The 17,222-nt window shown below is 44.1% G+C and carries 17 protein-coding genes; 6 read left to right on the top strand and 11 right to left on the bottom strand.

Going from position 1 to position 17,222, the window contains the following annotated elements; translation table 11 throughout:
- The first annotated feature begins 554 nt into the window (after positions 1–554).
- Together GVO63_RS00935 and GVO63_RS00930 are read left to right on the top strand one after the other, a co-directional pair.
- Positions 555–1,745, top strand: coding sequence for a PQQ-dependent sugar dehydrogenase (locus GVO63_RS00935; protein ID WP_159577772.1), 1,191 nt, complete (start codon positions 555–557; stop codon positions 1,743–1,745).
- 123 nt (positions 1,746–1,868) lie between these two features.
- Positions 1,869–2,321, top strand: coding sequence for a DUF3010 family protein (locus tag GVO63_RS00930; RefSeq protein ID WP_159577771.1), 453 nt, complete (start codon positions 1,869–1,871; stop codon positions 2,319–2,321).
- Positions 2,322–2,401: 80 nt separating this feature from the next.
- Here GVO63_RS00930 and GVO63_RS00925 read toward each other — a convergent pair whose 3' ends face one another.
- From GVO63_RS00925 to GVO63_RS00915, 3 genes are read right to left on the bottom strand one after another with little or no spacing between them, the layout of a single operon-like run.
- Positions 2,402–5,617 (bottom strand): response regulator, encoded by a 3,216-nt coding sequence (locus GVO63_RS00925; protein WP_236552022.1) that lies wholly within the window; start codon positions 5,615–5,617, stop codon positions 2,402–2,404.
- Positions 5,618–5,633: 16 nt separating this feature from the next.
- Positions 5,634–5,837: a hypothetical protein gene (locus GVO63_RS00920; protein ID WP_159577770.1), complete on the bottom strand. Its 204-nt coding sequence runs from the start codon at positions 5,835–5,837 to the stop codon at positions 5,634–5,636.
- A gap of 13 nt (positions 5,838–5,850) precedes the next feature.
- Complete coding sequence (locus GVO63_RS00915) at positions 5,851–6,696, bottom strand: SAM-dependent methyltransferase (protein ID WP_159577769.1); 846 nt, start codon at positions 6,694–6,696, stop codon at positions 5,851–5,853.
- A gap of 228 nt (positions 6,697–6,924) precedes the next feature.
- Between GVO63_RS00915 and GVO63_RS00910 the strand changes: the two genes are divergently transcribed.
- Positions 6,925–7,365 carry an SRPBCC family protein gene (locus GVO63_RS00910; RefSeq protein ID WP_159493850.1) on the top strand — a complete coding sequence of 147 codons (441 nt, stop codon included), beginning with the start codon at positions 6,925–6,927 and terminating at the stop codon, positions 7,363–7,365.
- A 165-nt stretch (positions 7,366–7,530) separates the two neighbouring features.
- Here the strand turns inward: GVO63_RS00910 and GVO63_RS00905 are convergent, their stop codons facing one another.
- From GVO63_RS00905 to GVO63_RS00895, 3 genes are all read right to left on the bottom strand, one after another.
- The gene (locus GVO63_RS00905; protein WP_159577768.1) at positions 7,531–9,522 is read right to left on the bottom strand and encodes an ATP-dependent DNA helicase RecQ; all 1,992 of its coding nucleotides are present in this window, start codon (positions 9,520–9,522) and stop codon (positions 7,531–7,533) included.
- Positions 9,523–9,568: 46 nt separating this feature from the next.
- On the bottom strand, positions 9,569–10,294 hold the full coding sequence (locus GVO63_RS00900; RefSeq protein WP_159577767.1) for a transposase: 726 nt from the start codon (positions 10,292–10,294) through the stop codon (positions 9,569–9,571).
- Positions 10,295–10,455: 161 nt separating this feature from the next.
- Positions 10,456–11,061, bottom strand: a complete 606-nt coding sequence (locus GVO63_RS00895; protein ID WP_159577766.1) for a hypothetical protein — start codon at positions 11,059–11,061, stop codon at positions 10,456–10,458.
- A gap of 173 nt (positions 11,062–11,234) precedes the next feature.
- Here GVO63_RS00895 and GVO63_RS00890 point away from each other — a divergent pair, with 173 nt between their 5' ends.
- Both GVO63_RS00890 and nei read left to right on the top strand, forming a co-directional pair.
- Positions 11,235–12,359, top strand: a complete 1,125-nt coding sequence (locus GVO63_RS00890; protein ID WP_159577765.1) for a zinc-binding dehydrogenase — start codon at positions 11,235–11,237, stop codon at positions 12,357–12,359.
- A gap of 240 nt (positions 12,360–12,599) precedes the next feature.
- Positions 12,600–13,427, top strand: a complete 828-nt coding sequence (gene nei, locus GVO63_RS00885; RefSeq protein WP_159577764.1) for an endonuclease VIII — start codon at positions 12,600–12,602, stop codon at positions 13,425–13,427.
- A gap of 100 nt (positions 13,428–13,527) precedes the next feature.
- Here the strand turns inward: nei and GVO63_RS00880 are convergent, their stop codons facing one another.
- On the bottom strand, positions 13,528–14,202 hold the full coding sequence (locus tag GVO63_RS00880; RefSeq protein ID WP_159577763.1) for a nitroreductase family protein: 675 nt from the start codon (positions 14,200–14,202) through the stop codon (positions 13,528–13,530).
- A 139-nt stretch (positions 14,203–14,341) separates the two neighbouring features.
- The gene (locus GVO63_RS00875; protein WP_159493843.1) at positions 14,342–14,710 is read right to left on the bottom strand and encodes a hypothetical protein; all 369 of its coding nucleotides are present in this window, start codon (positions 14,708–14,710) and stop codon (positions 14,342–14,344) included.
- Between the two features lie 328 nt (positions 14,711–15,038).
- Between GVO63_RS00875 and GVO63_RS00870 the strand changes: the two genes are divergently transcribed.
- The gene (locus GVO63_RS00870) at positions 15,039–15,509 is read left to right on the top strand and encodes a TIGR02281 family clan AA aspartic protease (RefSeq protein ID WP_236552021.1); all 471 of its coding nucleotides are present in this window, start codon (positions 15,039–15,041) and stop codon (positions 15,507–15,509) included.
- Positions 15,510–15,589: 80 nt separating this feature from the next.
- Here GVO63_RS00870 and GVO63_RS00865 read toward each other — a convergent pair whose 3' ends face one another.
- From GVO63_RS00865 to GVO63_RS00855, 3 genes are all read right to left on the bottom strand, one after another.
- Entirely contained in the window at positions 15,590–16,000 is a 411-nt protein-coding gene (locus tag GVO63_RS00865) for a hypothetical protein (protein WP_159577762.1), read from the bottom strand.
- 185 nt (positions 16,001–16,185) lie between these two features.
- The gene (locus GVO63_RS00860; RefSeq protein WP_159577761.1) at positions 16,186–16,494 is read right to left on the bottom strand and encodes a hypothetical protein; all 309 of its coding nucleotides are present in this window, start codon (positions 16,492–16,494) and stop codon (positions 16,186–16,188) included.
- Entirely contained in the window at positions 16,494–17,042 is a 549-nt protein-coding gene (locus GVO63_RS00855; RefSeq protein ID WP_159577760.1) for a YaeQ family protein, read from the bottom strand. Before GVO63_RS00855 ends, GVO63_RS00860 begins: the two co-directional genes overlap by 1 nt.
- Between the last annotated feature and the right edge of the window lie 180 nt (positions 17,043–17,222).

Below are 17,222 nucleotides of genomic sequence, written 5' to 3'. Positions count from 1 at the left end.
AAGCAAGCGTGCATATTCTTAAATTAATTAATAAAAGACTAGACGAATAACAAAGAGCTAGCACTAAGTCATAAAAAGAAAAAAGCCGCATTCAGCAACGTGAAGCGGCTTTCCGAGCTGGGCTGAATTAGACAGCCTTCTAGAGCAATTGCGTTAAAGGGGTTAGCTAGAACGACCCTCACTCATAGCTGCCTGTTCAAATACCTTAACTCTCGACATATGATCACCTCCTTACTTTCGTTGCTAAAACTAAAGCGAAAGTAACACAGGCGGTGTTTAAGTAAAGCATAGCTTCATTAAAGAAAGTTAAGGGTGTTGAAGAGCATATAGGAAGTCACTTAAGCAGGGGAGAATCAAAGCAGCCAGTACTGTTTTCTTATCGCAACGATAAAAGAAAAATACGACTAAAGAAATGAAGTCGATAATATAAACCCTACTTGTTAAATCTGCGTAATAATTTTTATTACAAACCCTTTGCGCCGCACGTTGACGACTAGCAAACACGTCAATGTGGAACCAGTGGTACGCAAACCCTCAAAAAGGTTAGAACTTCGATGCAAACAACAAGTACGCATAAAAACAGGTTAAGTCATAAAACCGCACTATTGGTCACGCTTTTCGCTTCTTCATTTTTTAGCTTTGCCCAGTCAGATTCATCTAAACAAATTACGATGAAAGGCAGCAACGGTACTACCGTTATTGGCAATGTGAAGTCATCTTTTGACAACCCATGGGCGATGACTTTTTTGCCAGATGGACATAGCTTGGTGACCGAGAAAACGGGCACGCTGTGGCTTCTTGATGAAAATCAGCGAAAGCGTTTTTCTGTAAGCAATGTACCAAGCGTTGATGCTCGCGGGCAGGGCGGGTTGGGTGATGTCATTGTCCATCCTGACTTTGCATCTAACAGTACAATTTATATTTCTTATGTTGAGCGCGATGAAGAAGACGATGCACTCAGCGGCGCGGTGATAGAGCGTGCAACCCTCACTATTACCGATAGTGGCGCTGAGCTGTCCGATAGAAAGTTGATTTGGCGTCAGGCACCGAAAATGACAGGTAATGGTCACTATTCACATCGCATGGCGTTTTCACCTGATGGCTATTTGTTTATTACCTCAGGCGAGCGCCAAAAATTTACGCCGGCCCAAAACATGGCGATGAACTTAGGAAAAATTGTGCGTTTACATGCTGATGGTAGTGTGCCGGAAGATAACCCGTTTTATGGGCAAGGCAAGGTGACCGAACAAATTTGGACATTGGGCCATCGCAATCCACTAGGTATAGATTTTGATGAGCAAGGTAACTTATGGGCCCATGAAATGGGGCCGCGACATGGAGATGAATTAAATATCATTGAAAGAGGCCGAAACTATGGTTACCCAACGGTGTCCCAAGGTGATCATTATTCAGGCGTGAAAATTCCTAATCATGAAGACATTCCTATTTTCAAATCGCCCGAGTTAGCGTGGGTGCCGGCTATCAGCCCAGCTGGGTTTATTATTTATAAAGGCGATAAGTTCAGTGATTGGAAGGGGAGCGGTTTCATTGGTGGTTTGTCGTCAAAGGCGCTAGTTCGCGTTGCTATGGATAAAGACGACGAGGGGAAATGGCTTGTCGAGGAAGCTGAACGATATGAATGGGGCAAGCGTGTGCGCGAAGTCGAACAGGATAACAACGGCAATATCTACGTGCTCGAAGATAAAGAGGGCGGGCGTTTAATACAACTTTCCTCTGCGAAATAACGGTGCATGAGAACGCTTTATTATCGCAGCGTTTGGCATAAGAGAGTGAAAGAAAAGTATGTGCAGGTAAATATCGCGAGCGAAACACGCTATAATGGCAGACAAACGTAATTGGGAATAACTATGAAAGTCTGTGGTATAGATTTAAAAGGTAATGAAGCGATAATTAGTTTGGTGTCACTAGCTGATGGCTTGTTTCACATACCTGATTGCCGCACGCGTCGTTTGACGCTTGCGGATACCAGTGCAAAAGGGCTGAAAAGCTTTCAAAGCACGTTCGCTAAACTCATCGAAGACTACAAAGTTGATGCGGTGATAATTCGGCAGCGTCAAAGCAAAGGCAAATTTGCGGGTAGTGCGATTGGCTTCAAGCTAGAGGCTGCGATTGAATTGATTGATGGGCTAGAGGTCGTCGTGTTCAGCCCTACTGACATAAAAGAATCGCTAAGAAGAAATCCGTTGGCAGTGCCATTCTCTGAAACGGGTCTAAAACAGTTCCAAGAGTCAGCGTTCATCACTGCCTATGCATGGCTGATGAAAAATGAATATGCTTCGCAAGGCGCTGATGAGAATTAAAGTCTAGCTTTGCGCTATTTTTTTTGTTTATTGATGTCTGCACCGTTGGTGCAGGCTCACATCCAGAATAGTTAGCGAGATTAATTGCTAATACTTTCCTCAATCTTTGTGCTCATTTCCACTAGCTCCTTATATAAGGTCTCTAACTGCTCACTAAATCCTTTAGTTGTATAGTGTTCGTTCCGGTTTACAGTGCGTTCTACAGAGCTGGCCAATTCTGCTAGGGAAAAGGCGCCAATGTATTTGAGTGCGGTCACGTAGATATGTACTAATCTAACGATCGAAGGGTAGTCTTTTTTATCTATGGCTGTGCGAAGGGCGTCTAAGTTATCCTTCAGAGCAGCAAAGTCCCGTAACAAATCGCGGTATAACGCGTCGTCGTTGAGTAGCGTTTGCATAGCTTGCTGCTTATCAATGAAACTCAGCGGGGTGGGGGCTGCCAAAGGCTCTTCAACAACCTCCGCGGTTGCCGACGTTTGTTGCTTATCTAAGATCTCAACCAGTACATCAAAGAAGCGATTTGGATCCACGGGTTTATTAATATGGCCGTCCATGCCCGCTTCTAAACTTTTATCAATGTCCTGCTGCATAGCATGGGCCGTCATCGCAATTATAGGCAACCGGAGGTGTAACTCCTGTCTAATTCGCCTAGTTGCGGTTAACCCGTCCATGACTGGCATTTGGATATCCATTAGCACTACGTCGAACGAGCTATCCTTACGAAGAGTATCCAGTGCTTCTAAGCCATTATTTACTACTTCAATTGTGGCGTGAGTGTCAGACAATAATCCAAGCGCGACTTTTTGATTGAGCGCGTTGTCTTCAACAAAAAGAATTTTCGTGCCGCGTAAATTTGGCACAGGCGCAGAGTCTGCTGGCAAGGATTTGTTGTTAACGTTTAAGCAGAGTTCTTGAAGCCTATCAACGAGCTCACTAGTGCTGAACGGCTTTTTAATAAAGGTGTTAATGCCAAGCTGTTTCGCTTGTTGGCGCATATCAGGTGACTCAAACGCATAGAGCATTATAACTTTAGGCGACTTTACCGGCATTTCTTGATTCATAATGGCAGCCACTTCTAGGCCATCAATATCTGGCATGTTCCAGTCTAAAATGAGTATGTCATACGGCTCACTATTGCGAGTTGCTGCCCGGATTTTTGAAACCGCTTCTTTTCCTCCTGCTGCTACGTCCGCTTTAATGTTGCAAATGGATAAAGCCTCGGATATCGCATCCCGCGAAGCACTAATGTCATCAGCAATTAGCACTTTTAGTGCGGCTAGCTGATTTGACGGAGAAACAATTTGCTGCGAAGGATCGACGTCAGCCAGTACAGTGAAGTGAAAACTTGCACCTTTACCAATTTGACTTTCAACCCAAATTTCCCCTCCCATTAGGGTAGCCAGTTGTTTACAAATGGCCAAGCCCAGACCGGTGCCGCCATAGCGTCTAGATATAGACTCATCGCCTTGATTGAAGGGTTCAAACAGCAGTGCTTGTTGCTTACTGGTTAATCCAATGCCCGTGTCTTTTATTTCAAATTCAAGTTGAATATGGCCATCATGTTGAGCGCATCGAATGCTCACTGAAACCAAACCATCCTCTGTAAATTTAATGGCATTGCTAACCAGGTTGCTTAAGATTTGCTGTATGCGAAGCGGATCGCCAATTAAGTTCAGTGGCACGTCACGAGAGATGTGTTGAATAAGTTCTATATGCTTCTCTTCTGCCCGTGCTTGGTGCAGTCTGATCGTTTGGTTGACCAAAGCATCTAAGTTAAATGACGTAGACTCAATGTCTAGTTTTCCCGCTTCTATCTTTGAAAAGTCGAGTATGTCGTTAATCACGCTTAGCAGCGTTTGCGACGCGCCTTCTATTTGAATAAGGTTTGTCTGTTGCTCTTTATCTTCTGCCGCCCGCTGAGACAGCTTAGTTAAGCCGATAATCGCGTTTAAAGGCGTACGGATTTCATGGCTCATCCGTGCAAGAAAGTCAGATTTCGCTTTTGTTGCCTTTCGTAAGTCTTGGGTAAGCGAATCTAACGCTTTGCGTTGAAGGCGGGTTCTAAGCCACAGACCTATCACTAAAACCAGTGAGAGAATAACCACACCGATGAAATACAGCTGGTAAGTATTTTTCTTTTTCTGGATTAGGTTTCGCTGCTCTTTTAACTGGTTGTCTTTTTCAAGCAGTTTGATAGTTTCTTCTTTTTCAGAAATGGCGAGCCTAACCCGGTTAAGTGCTAGTAACCTTGATTGCTGCTCATTAAAACTCTCTTTGTAAGCCTGCTTATATTGCTTTGCGTATTTTAGCGCTGGCGCTAAGTTTCCGTTTTCTTCATGAAGCGTGATGAGTTGTTCTAATACGTCAAGCAACAACACCTTATCGTTTTTAATAATGTCCTTATCAAGGCCCGCTTCAAGTTCAGTAATAGCAAGCTCTATCTCTCCCCGCGCTCTATAAATCTTCGCTAAGTGGATAAGGTGAGATCCCTCGCTGTAGCGAAATCCAACCTGCCTGTCTGCTTCTGATGCTTGATTTAACTTTTTAAGCGCCTCGTTATAATTGCCCTCTGCGATATGTAGTTCAGACATCGCGCCGTATACAATACCGATGAAGGGGTAATTGACTTCTTTGAGCAGACTCTCGGCTAACAGTAAACTGACTTTTGCATCTTGGTATTTACCCAGAGCCCGCTGTGCATAACCTTGGAAGAAATAAGCAACGCCTTCATCTCGCTTGCTGTTAAATCGTTGCGCAGACGCGAGATATTGATGCCCAAACGTTAACATCAATTCGTAATTTTTGAGCGACATGTATACGTTGCCCATGGCACTATAAACAAGTAATACGCGGTCGCTTTCTGCTTCTTTGAAAATTTCGAGAGCCCGGTGCATGGCTTCTAAGGCGTTAGCATGCTCCCCAGAGAGGTCTAAAATTAAACCTTCTAATCGATATGATTCGGCAAGGGCGGGTAAGTTATTTACCAAGTTTGCGTGCTTTCTCGCTAACAGAAGTGCTTCATATGCCAACACATAATCTTGCTTTAAAATGAAGTAGTAAGCCTTGATATTTAAAAAGCGCGCTTTGCCCTTTTCATCGGGATTCTCGGTGAAAAACTGGTTCAACGTAGAAAATGTTTTTTCAACCGACGGGTCATTTTCTTGTACGCGCGCCTTTAACCCGCTTAATAATTCTTGGGTGCGTGAAGCATTGTTTAATGCACTATTCAATGCATAGGTAGGCAGTACCATTGCTATCGCAATAGCACCAATCAAGAGCAAGACCCAATGCTTCATGTCTATCGCTTACTCACTAATAATTAATGACACGGATTGTTTTGCTGGTGTCATCGAAGCGGCTTGACAGTTCATCCCAATTTTTTTCTGCAATGATTTTAATTTCATCCTCAGGCAGTCCATATTTGGTAGCGGTTCCCACGGGATCTTTTTTGTACGCTTCCATAAGTTTGCTATTTGTATCGAGTTCAACCAAAAAATCCACAATAGATTGAGCCATTTTATTTTCCTTTTTAATTTATGCTTGGGTTTCGGTAGTTGATAACTTGTTGTTCTGTTAATCCGAGCTTAGCTAAGCGGTCTTGACGATAGTCCGGCATGCCAAGAGAGGGAACAACAAGGGTTGAAATAAGTGTGGGTTTAGCGCGCTCCAGTTCACAAAGCAATACTTTCTGTATTTTTGGTTCACAGATAGGCAACGTTGCCGCCTCGTAAATAATGAGTTCATGATCACTCGGATAGTGTTCACTCAAAATATCGGCCAGCATGGCAAGGCCAGACTGACTGTGATTGGCATTTAACACGCTAAGCGTGGCTTCGCCGGCCAAACCTATTTGCCAGATGATTTGCGTCATGTGGGGGTCAATACGATAGTCTCGGAATAAAAACTGTGATGCTTCATAAGATTGACAGCCATAACGCGATGGATCTATCCCTAAATCTGCAATTAAACAGTCCTCTGCGGATACACCTGGTAACATGTGAGCTTCGAGGCCGAGCGCTTTTACTCTGCGAATAGCCTCGTGAGAGGGAGTAACAAAAACACCGGGGTGGCCATAAAACGCGGCACATACTTTCTGACCATCAGCAACCGCATGCACAATACGGTCAGCCATTTGAGTATAAGTGACAGCACGAGATTTCCCTTCTTCATAAAGGTCGTCTAGCGAAACACTATTGGGGTTTAAACCGGAAACCACATGCTCGCCAACCTTATTCATGATACCCATAAATACAATGTCAGCACTTTCGATATAGCTTTTAGCCGCTAACGTCATTTGGCCCGCAACACCGATACCTGTTCCAACAACAACTAGTGAGCCTTCTTTAATGTGTTCTTTTCCCTGAATTAGCGCCATCTTTCCTTACTTTTTGTTCAATTGTTATCCTCTCACACTATAAATTAGTTCCACACTATTTACTATGTTCCTTAGAGACTATCTGAAAGACTAGGGCGTGTTGGCCTTTGCTGCCAAAGTGCACAGCAAAGGCCAACACGCCCTAATCATTTTTTAAATAAATTATTCGTTAAACCTGATGTACTATCCGTAAAACGGTTAAATAAAAATGAAAAGAATAGGGCCAAGATGTTTTCAATCAACGTGGAAAGAACTATAGATAAACCGATAGAAACCGTGTTCGATATATTAAGCGACCATGCGAATTATTCGCAGTTTAAAGCCATCGATACGTCTAATGTGTTAAAAGAAGGGAATGAACAGAAAAATGGAGTGGGAGCGGTTCGTGAAATTATTTCTGGCGATTCCATCCTGCACGAAGAGATAGTCTGTTACGACCCACCATTCAAGTTAGCCTATAAGGTTGTGAAATCTACTCCGTTACCCTATGCGCATGAGTTGGGCGAGATTCTTTTGGAAGACCGAGATGGAAAGACTCATGTGACATGGCGCTCGAAAGGCCATATCGCCATTTTTATTCTGGGCAGCTTATATTTTGATAGGCAAATTCAGAAGGTGGGTAGCCGCGCTTTTGGTAGTATCTTAAAACATATTGATAATATGGCTTAAACCAGTCCGCACAGATAATTATCCACTCAGCGAGAGTTAAAATGTTCGTAATCGCGGATTGGTATTAATGGCCCCAGGCTTTTAAGCGAAAGAACGGCGCCGAAAAAAAAGGGCGGTTTGACTTATTAATCGAACATGTGCTTACTGCAGCATTGAAGCCATTGTTTAATCGATGATAGAGGATACGACCGCCTTTACATCCGCATATCGGCAGTGTTCGCAACATGCAAAGCCCTTTACCTGTTTCACTTTGAAGCGCGTGAATAAAGGCATGGTCATGCCTGTTAAGAAACGGCAATAAACAGATAACGTAAGAGGGCCTTCAAATTTACCGTTTAAATGGCTTTGTAACGCGGTTACTGCTTCGGTTACTTGCGCAGTGTCTGGCAAAGGAATAGGGGTTGAATAACCGAGCTTTGCTACTTTACCTAAGCATACGCTACAGTGACCGCATTCCTTCGGTGCTTTTGTGTCATCAAAGTAAGCCGATAAGTTATAGCTTAAACATGAATTAAGCTCAAAGAAGCCTACAAGGGCGGCTATGCGCTCGACTTCTTTGTGTTCGTTGTCGGCAAAATAATGAGCCATCCTATCTGCTAAGTTTTCAGCACATAGCTGTGGGTAGTTAACTTGGTATACGTCGGTGATTAAGCGCGAGGCAAGCTCAATGTGGTTATGTTCGTTAAGGTATTCTAATGCTGCAACCACCCTTGAACGCTCAGCACCATATTGTTCATAGATACTGTCAAAATTGACTACGCCCCACACTTTCTTCATCGTTGAGTGCGTGAATACCGCATCTAAAAAGCGAGAACGTTCTTCTGAAAACAGCCTGAGAATGTCTTCTTTGCCTGTAATGAAACGAAATTTATATTCAGCAAAATAGGCGTACAAAGGGCGAATGACGTTTGCAAGTTCAAGCTGTACTAGCAACGTTTTAAGTGGAAGCTGACGAATATTGCTGGCGCTTGATAGGCTATTTATTTGCGTTTCCCACTGGTAAATGTTGTTTTTTTCGTAAAATTGCGGGCTGTTGTGTTCAGATGATTTTACTTCAATAGGGGCTTGCGATTGGATGTCTGTAATAACCCGCTCAATGGCGCTTTTATCAGGCGTATCCCCGTACACGAAGTTTTCTATAGTGAGCAGCCCGTCAAGGTTCGCCAATACGGTACAGTTTGCTACTTTGCCGTCACGTCCACCTCTACCAATTTCTTGACTATAGTTTTCAATAGACTTCGGCAGGTCGTAATGAATAACAAAGCGAATATCCGATTTATCAATACCCATACCGAAAGCGATAGTCGCTACAACAACTTGTACTTTGTTATCCATGAATTCTTGTTGAATCTTTTGCCTCACATCACTGTCCAGCCCAGCGTGATATGCGCTTGCGGTAAAACCTTGTTGCTGCAAGCGTCTAGCTACGTCCTCCGCACTATTTTGCAGGGTCACGTAAACGATGCCTGCACCTTGTTGTTTATGGATTTCTTCGAACAACGCTTGATTCTTATTCGCCTCAAGCACGGGGCGAACGTGCAAATTAAGGTTGGGTCGATAAAATCCTGTTTGAATGATATGAGCAGGGGCGATGTTGAAGCGGGACGCCATATCTTCTTTTACTTTTTTAGTCGCGGTAGCTGTGAGCAACAGCACTAGAGGAATATCTAACTCTTTTTGATAAGCGGGTAGCTTTAAGTAGTCGGGGCGAAAGTTGTGCCCCCACTCGGAGATACAGTGAGCTTCATCGATCACCAGCATGCTTACTTGAATTGACTCAATGAACTGCCTGAAACGTTCGTTCTTAAAGCGCTCGACTGACACCATTAAAATTTTGCACCGCCCCGAGCGCACGTCGTTCATTACGTGTTTATTTTGCTCGGGAGTTAAAGTGGAGTCGATACTGGCTGCATCAATCCCTTTGCTGCGTAAAAACGCGAGCTGATCTTTCATCAGCGCCAATAAGGGCGAAACCACTAAGGTTAAATGCGGCAACTGCGTAGCAACATACTGGTAGCACAATGATTTGCCCGAACCCGTTGGGAATATTGCTAACGTAGAATGTCCTCCTAGCAGCGATTCTACTGCTTCTTTCTGACCCTCGCGAAACGCTGAGAATCCAAACAACTGCTGTAAAATTGCGGGGTCAGAGTACATTAATAAGCTTCCAAGTCGCGATATAAAAAAATGGGGTCAGAGTACATTAAACTATTTTCGAGCAATCAGCAGTTAACTGCTCACTTGTTTGCGGTGGCCTACCCAACGCTTCATGTTTTAAGCGGTGCCCAGTTAGGTTTTCAATTTGCTGTTTAAATGTATCGCTTCCCAGTACTAGTGCTCTTCGAGTACCGCTTTGAATTTTATCAATGTCAGTTTGAGGCAGTTCATCATCGAACAGAGCGCGGTAAGCGGCAAGACGCTGGTTTTCTGAAGCTCCTAAATTTAGGTATACAGGATGAGGACTGTGCAGTGACGAAGGTGTGCCTAACGCATTTATTCTGTAGCTTGACCATTTATATTCAACCGGCTTTTCGACCATGTTCGCTCTTACAGGGTTCAGCTCGATATATCTATAAACCGTGAGAAGATATTCGTCGTTAGAGACCAAACTGGAATGAAACCTTCCTTCCCACAACGTTCCGGAGCGCTCATATTTGTGGTTAAAGTATCTCACATACATGCGGCCAAGCGCTTGCATCATTTTGCTTACGCCAAGGTTATCAAGCTTGGGTGTGCAAAGTAAATGAACATGATTGGTCATCAATACCCAAGCATGTATGCCTACATCAAATTTTGCAGAGAACTTTTTAAGCCAGCTAATATAGGCGATGTAGTCGTTTTCACACTTAAAGCATATTGAGCGATTGTTACCTCTTTGGATGACGTGTTGAGGATAGCCTGCGGGAGCCAAACGAGGTTTCCTTGCCATAATTTCACCAAATTCCTTCCTAAATTCTTTCTACTAAAATGAGTGAATTGAGAAAAGGCTACAACCCTGTACCTATCAAAACTGGGCTAACGGGCAAGCTGGAAGAATGAAATGAATGGCTTGTTTGGCTCTCCTAAATAAGAAAATGTACTCTGACCCCATTATTCATATCCCCAGGGGGCGCTTGGCTGAGCTATGGGGTTTTCGAGGTCGAAATCTACTTGCACTTCACGAGCAGGGCGAATTAGTCGGTAGCTAAAGTGGCTAGGGTAAATCATCATTTGCCAAACGTTATCTGTCGATGCCGCAATACCTGATTCTACAAACAACGCTTTTGAATAGGCATCTGCTGGGAATGACTGAACGTGCGTAAAGCCTTCATCCACGGTGTGACCTCCATACATAGTTGAAGAGTGAAAGCTGCCGTCTTTATTTCTATGGTCGTGCTTTAGCATCAGCCCCGCGCCGGTTTTCGTTAAAATCCATGTGCGTGATGCGTCGTCACCCACGTGAAAAGGAATATGAATTTCTGAGTCTGTGCACTGCCTAACATGCATCACAAGCACAGCGTCACCAAAAGTGTTGCCCACATTATCTTTGCTCACCTTTCCCTCAAATGCTTTACCACAGTGGGCTTTAATGGCATTGAAAAATGCATCATGAGTGGGAATTGAAACCAAAGGCGCGCTTTTACCCAACGCCACATTGCTCAAGCCAATTAACCCTATAAAGAGCCCGTTAATAAGGTAGTTACAGCACTTTTTCATATTTTTGTTCGTTGTTTGTAATGTGTATTTGTCTCGCAGTGTAACGTATCTAAGAAGAGAGGTGTATAAACCATCTAAACGCATATGTATTCGCAATATAAATTTTACTGATAGTGTCGGCGTGCTAATTTAGCAATACTTCAGCATTTAATCGTCAGGGCAAAGAGGCCAATATGAATAAATCGAAACAATTATTTACGCTCATCACCTCAGAGGGTGAACTACAGGTATCCTTAAAAGAAATGGATGTTCCTGAACCAAAACCACACGAAGTGATTGTTCGTATGGAAGCATCACCGATCAACCCATCAGATATGTGGCCTATGTTTGGCCCCGCGAGTCTTGATAAGGCCACGTTTGATGCGGATAAAAAAGCACTCGTTGCACCAGTACATAAGCCTCTATTGAGCCGCATTAAGTCGCGTCTTGATCAAACATTGCCTATTGGTAATGAAGGTGCGGGCACGGTGGTTGCGGCGGGTGATAGCTCAGAAGCCCAAGCGTTAGTGGGAAAAACCGTTTCTATTCTAACGGGAGCGGCTTACACCGAATTTGCATGTGTGCCTGTTCAGGCTTGCTTACCTCACATGGATAGCACAACCCCGCAGCAAGCGGCTTCGTCATTTGTGAACCCGTTAACAGCGCTTGGTATGGTCGAAACTATGCGTATGGAAGGGCACAAAGCGCTGGTTCACACTGCTGCAGCATCGAATCTTGGACAAATGCTGAATAAAATTTGTTTAGAACAAGGTGTGGAACTGGTGAATATCGTTCGTAGCCAAGAGCAGGTTGATATTTTGAAAGGTATTGGCGCAAAGATTGTACTCGATTCCAGCAGCGAGAATTTTAAAGCTGAACTTTATCAGGCCATTGACAGCACTGGCGCTACGTTAGCATTTGACGCCATCGGTGGTGGTGAACTCGTAAGCGATATTCTTACCATGATGGAAGCGTCAGGCAGTAAGGATGCGAAAGGGTTCAATACCTACGGCTCTGACAGCAATAAACAAGTATATATATACGGCGGTCTAGATTTTTCTCCTACGATTTTAAATCGCGCTTATGGTATGACGTGGAGCATTGGCGGTTGGTTGTTAATGCGTTTCTTAGGCAAGCTTGATAAAAAGCGCGTAGGCGAGCTTTATCAAAAAGTCGCCTCCGAAATAAACACCACATTCGCCTCATCGTACAGCAAAGAATTAAGCTTAGAAGAAGCCCTTCAGCCAGAAAATGTGGCTTTATATAACGCCAAAAAAACGGGCACCAAATACCTTATTGTGCCAAACAAAGGCGACTAAATTTGGTGTTTTGAGCTTCACGCTTTTCATCAATTCGATGAAGGTAGAAGGGCTGAGTGATCTTTGATGTACAAACGACGGTTTAAAGGTACATGAAAGGGCACTTAGCCCTTTTTTTATTCTGTTTTTGCCCCGCCGAAATGGGCGCAGATGGGTATTGAGCTAATCAATTCAATTGTTATCAAGTTAAGATGTATTTCAGTTAATGGCTGAACGAGATAAAAGGTTAACCGAGATAGTATGCCTGAAGGTCCAGAAATTCGTCGTGCCGCAGACAAAGTGGAAGCGACAGTAAAAGATACCCCCCTAGAAAAAGTAGAATTTGGTTTAGCCCAACTCAAACCCTATGCAAAGCAGCTTGAGGGCGAGAGTGTTTTGCGCATGGAAACTCGCGGCAAGGCGCTGATTACCCATTTTAGCAACGGACTTTCTATGTATTCGCATAATCAACTTTACGGCATGTGGCATACCTGCAAACGCAATGAAATACCCACTACAACACGTCAGCTCAGAGTGGGCCTTCACACCGCGACACACAGCGCCATTTTATATAGTGCGTCTGACATCAGTATGTGGCCAACGCAGACTATTCACGAGCACCCATTTTTACAGCGTGTAGGGCCCGATGTATTGAACGATGCGGTGACAGAAGAGCGGGTGTTAGAGCGACTACGCTCAAAAGCGTTTAACAACCGCGCATTGAGTGGTTTGTATCTGGATCAGCGCTTTATGGCTGGGCTCGGTAACTATCTTCGCAGCGAAATACTCTTTGCCGCAGGTATCCACCCTTCGCTTAAACCCTCCCAACTAGATGATGAGCAGCTACGCAGTTTGGCGCATCACACCCTAGCGATATGCAAACGCAGCTATGAAACAGGTGGCTATACCGTGTATACCGAATTGAGAGAGGTGCTAAAAGCGCAAGGCGGCAGTTACGAAGGCACGCGATTTATGGTGTTCGACCGTGAAGAGCAACCTTGCAGAGTATGCACCACGCTTATCAAACGACAGACGTTTAACGGGCGACGGCTTTATTGGTGCAGTGAATGCCAGGCAAAGAAGCTCTGACAACCCATAGTCAGAGCATGAAAGGGGCAACCTCGCTTTCTATCAAAGCGCATGCATAAATGGGGCTCTCATTAAAATAGCGCGAGATTCGCCGAAGCCCTCAAAGAAAACTTGCAATTTCGCTGAGTGACTTTTTCTGCTTGGCGTGTAGAGGAATGGTGGCATTATCTGCCGGATAGCCCGCAATAATGAGCATATAGGCGCGCTCGTTATCGGGACGTTGGCAAACTTCGGTTAAAAAGTTCATAGGTTTTGGCGTATGGGTCAAGGTTGCCAAACCTGCATTGTGAAGTGAGGTAATCAGCATGCCTACTGCTATGCCTACCGATTCGTGCACGTAGTAGTTTTGGCTTTTCTCGCCAGTTTCTGTTTCGCCATACTTCTGGCTGAATACGGCAATAAGCCAAGGCGCCGTTTCCAGATAGGGTTTACTCGCATCCGTACCTAATGGCTTAAGATCATCTAGCCACTGTTGCCCCGCACGACCATTATAAAAACCGCGTTCATGGGCCTCTGCCTGTTCTCGTATTTGCTTTTTTACTTGGGGTGAATGAATAGCAGCAAAATGCCAAGGTTGATGATTTGCACCACTAGGGGCCGAACCTGCAGTAAGGATACAGTTTTCAATAATGGTTTTGTTTACCGCTCTTTCGCTAAAGTGTCTAATGCTGTGGCGACGCTGCATGGTTTTCAGAAAATCAGCACTCCGTGAAAGCATACTGCTTTCTGGGTATTCAGTAAAATCGTCAAGGGGAGTGTGATCGTGAGGCTGCATTTGTTATCTCTTTTTTCTGCCGTTTTCCTTACTTTATCTCTTTAAGGACAGAATTCACAATAAACGGGCGTAAAAAAGCGGTTCACTCAGGCAAAAGTAAACCGCTCTAGTACAGTGTTTAAATGAAAATGTACGCAGATTAATGACGTTTGAATGGAGGACGAGTTCCGCGTCTTTGTTTCTCGTCTGGTTCCTCTAGCATTTCAAGTTGAGCTACATCATAAACTGGCATCATGGTAGTCACCCGACGGTAAGGAGGCTTACCGCGCATAATCACCTCTTTGACTTCTACATACTCAATCGCTTCTTCACCCACAGATTCTAATTGCGCCACGTCGCTCACTGACATTGTAATCGTTTGGCGTTTAAACGGTGGCTTTCCTGAATAGTCTACGACCTGCACTTCCACCGTATCGTCAGATACTGCGGGAAGAGCTTGCGTAGCGGTAGCGGTAAAACCTAGGGAAATAGCGGTTACAACCGAACCTAAAAGGTAGCGTAATTTCATATCGTGTCCTCTTATTGATACTACTGCCGTATATTGTATGAACGAATTTGGTTCAAACAATACTGATTGGTGATAGTCATACACTATCAGTTTCAGTTGTCTGTGATGATTGCTGAATCAGAGCAGGGGATACTGGGTATAACAATGGCGATGTGCAGGCGTGTAGAATGCCTGTGTATGGTGCAAATTTCGTTGCTTGGTTGCACCAATACAGTGCTTTAGAAAGGTGCTAATACACGCAGGTGTATATAAATCAGATAATTACCATTTGGTCTTTATCTTGCTGTTTAACTGTATCTACAAATAGAAAGCATGTGGTGCAGGCACAGTGATTAAAGCAGCAAAAAAAGTGATGACGTTGTCACTCTCAATCGTATTGCTGCCCGTTTTGGGGCTTGTCTCACCTGTGTCGGCAATAGAGCAGAGTATTCCGCTATCGCAAAGCAAAGGCGGTACTTTGTACTTAGAAGCAACCCTTGAATCTAATGTGAAAGCTTCGTTTTTACTGGATACCGGGTCAAGCTTATTAACCTTGAATCAAGCCACCTTTGACGCGCTCACCCGAAATCAACAGCTGTTGGCTACCCGTACGTCGGCAGCGAGAATGGCGAATGGAAAAATACTCAAAGTGTCACAGTATCAACTTAACTCGGTACGCATCGGAAATACATGTGAGGTGGGGCCGGTCGAAGTGGCTGTGCTTCCAAAGGGCAACAATATTCTTGGAATAAACACATTGCTACGTGTTGCACCTCTCACCATTACCTCTGATTCAGTAATACTTGCTGGATGTGAATAGAGTCGCTTCGTTGTTCAAAGCTCAACAACAAAAAAGCGAACACAGAGGTTCGCTTTAAAATCAGTATTGGCTTAATACGATTAATCGTCACACTCGCTAACGTCACCGCCCATTTGCTCTTTCATTTTTACGCAAGCTTCATAGGCTTTTTTTGCCGCTGCGTCTTTGAATTCACCCGCTTTTTCAGCTGTTGCATCATACGCATCAGAGGCCATATCCTTGCCATCTTCATATGCGTCTGAAGCCATTTCTTTACCCTCATCAAAGGCATCAGAAGCTATCTCTTTGCCTTCTTCGTACGCTTCAGATGTTGCGTCTTTGGTATCATCCCAAGAATCAGCCGCATCTTCTTTGACTTCTTCATAAGCTTCAGAAGTCGCTTCGCCTGCTTGTTCCATCTCTTTTTTTACATCACTTTTTGTTTCTTCGCTAGATTCTGTACAGCCCATTAAAGACAGTAGTAGTGCTAACGCCATTGCTTTAGTTTTCATTGTGAAGCTCCTTTTGCTGGGATAGTGGCTTGTTCGAAAGCCGGTCAACATGGTGTGTTTAATTATTGGGTACAGTGTTCAGTAGGGCGTCTCTTTGCTATCAAAACTCGCCCGGCCAAATATTAAACCCGTCCAGTCTAGCCTAGTTACAACACAAAGTGTAAGTAGACTTTATATGGAAAAGCTTATTCTTCCGGAGATTCAGTTGTAAACGTCAAATGGCGGCGCATATCTTTTAAAACCACCCCTTTTTTTAAAAGGGCGGCGCTTAATCGTCGCTGCCATTTCTTTAATTCGGGTGTGGCCCGTGACAGTGCTTCCTCACTTTCAAATTGAAAGCGCAGCAGCAGGGAGCCAGGGAATTGATGATAAAGAACGTCGAACCAACACTGCAGCATACCTTCAAGTTCTTCAAGTGCTTGTGCTTCCAGGCTGTCAGCGATATTAATAATAAGAGCCTGTTGCTTTTGTTGAACCGCAGAAAGTTTTTTCATTACAGGTGTTTCTCTATCGACACTTCAACACTTTGTGTCACATCGGCGCCCTCAATGGTCAGGTACATTAGCCCATCTTGAATCGTCACTTGTATTTGCATAGAGCGGTGCACCGCGTTCGCTAAAGTTGGGGCAAGCGATGCGGGTAACGTATAAACAGATAAATTCTTTCTTGTCTGTAGTTTGCTTTGCTCTTTCTTCCACCAAGCGTCGAAGCTGTTGTCAGCGTAAGAATAAATCATCATCTGCTGACTTTGGTTACAGCCCTTTTTGATGCGCTGTTCAGATGGTTGGCCGAGTTCAACCCACAGTTCTATTTCATCGCTAAAACTCTTTTGCCATAAGTCAGGCACATCATCGTCAGACAGCCCTTTGGTAAACTGTAGACGTTCATGAGCATTAACAATAAAGGCGACAACACGCAGCATCATTCGCTCATCATTTTCAGATGGATGTCGGGCAATAGTGAGATTATGGTCGTTGTAGTAATTGCGGTCCATATCGGTTATGGATATGTCCGCTTTAAAAATGGTCGCTTTAAGAGCCATGGTATTCCTGCTTTGTTCTTTTGGGGCTAGTCATACGCCCCGAATGCTATGTGAAAAAAAAGGCATAGCACGTTTTGGCGCTATAGTAGCAGCAAAAAGCACGGTTTTGTCCCATTGCAAAAAGTTATTTTCAGTAAGAGAGCGAGGTTCAATGTTCGAGGTGGTATAGTAAAGACTGCG

Origin of the sequence: Alteromonas sp. KUL106, from assembly GCF_009811415.1 — a bacterium.
Lineage (GTDB): Bacteria > Pseudomonadota > Gammaproteobacteria > Enterobacterales > Alteromonadaceae > Alteromonas.
Note: the sequence above shows the minus strand (reverse complement) of the source record. Positions and strands in the feature narration are given on the sequence as shown.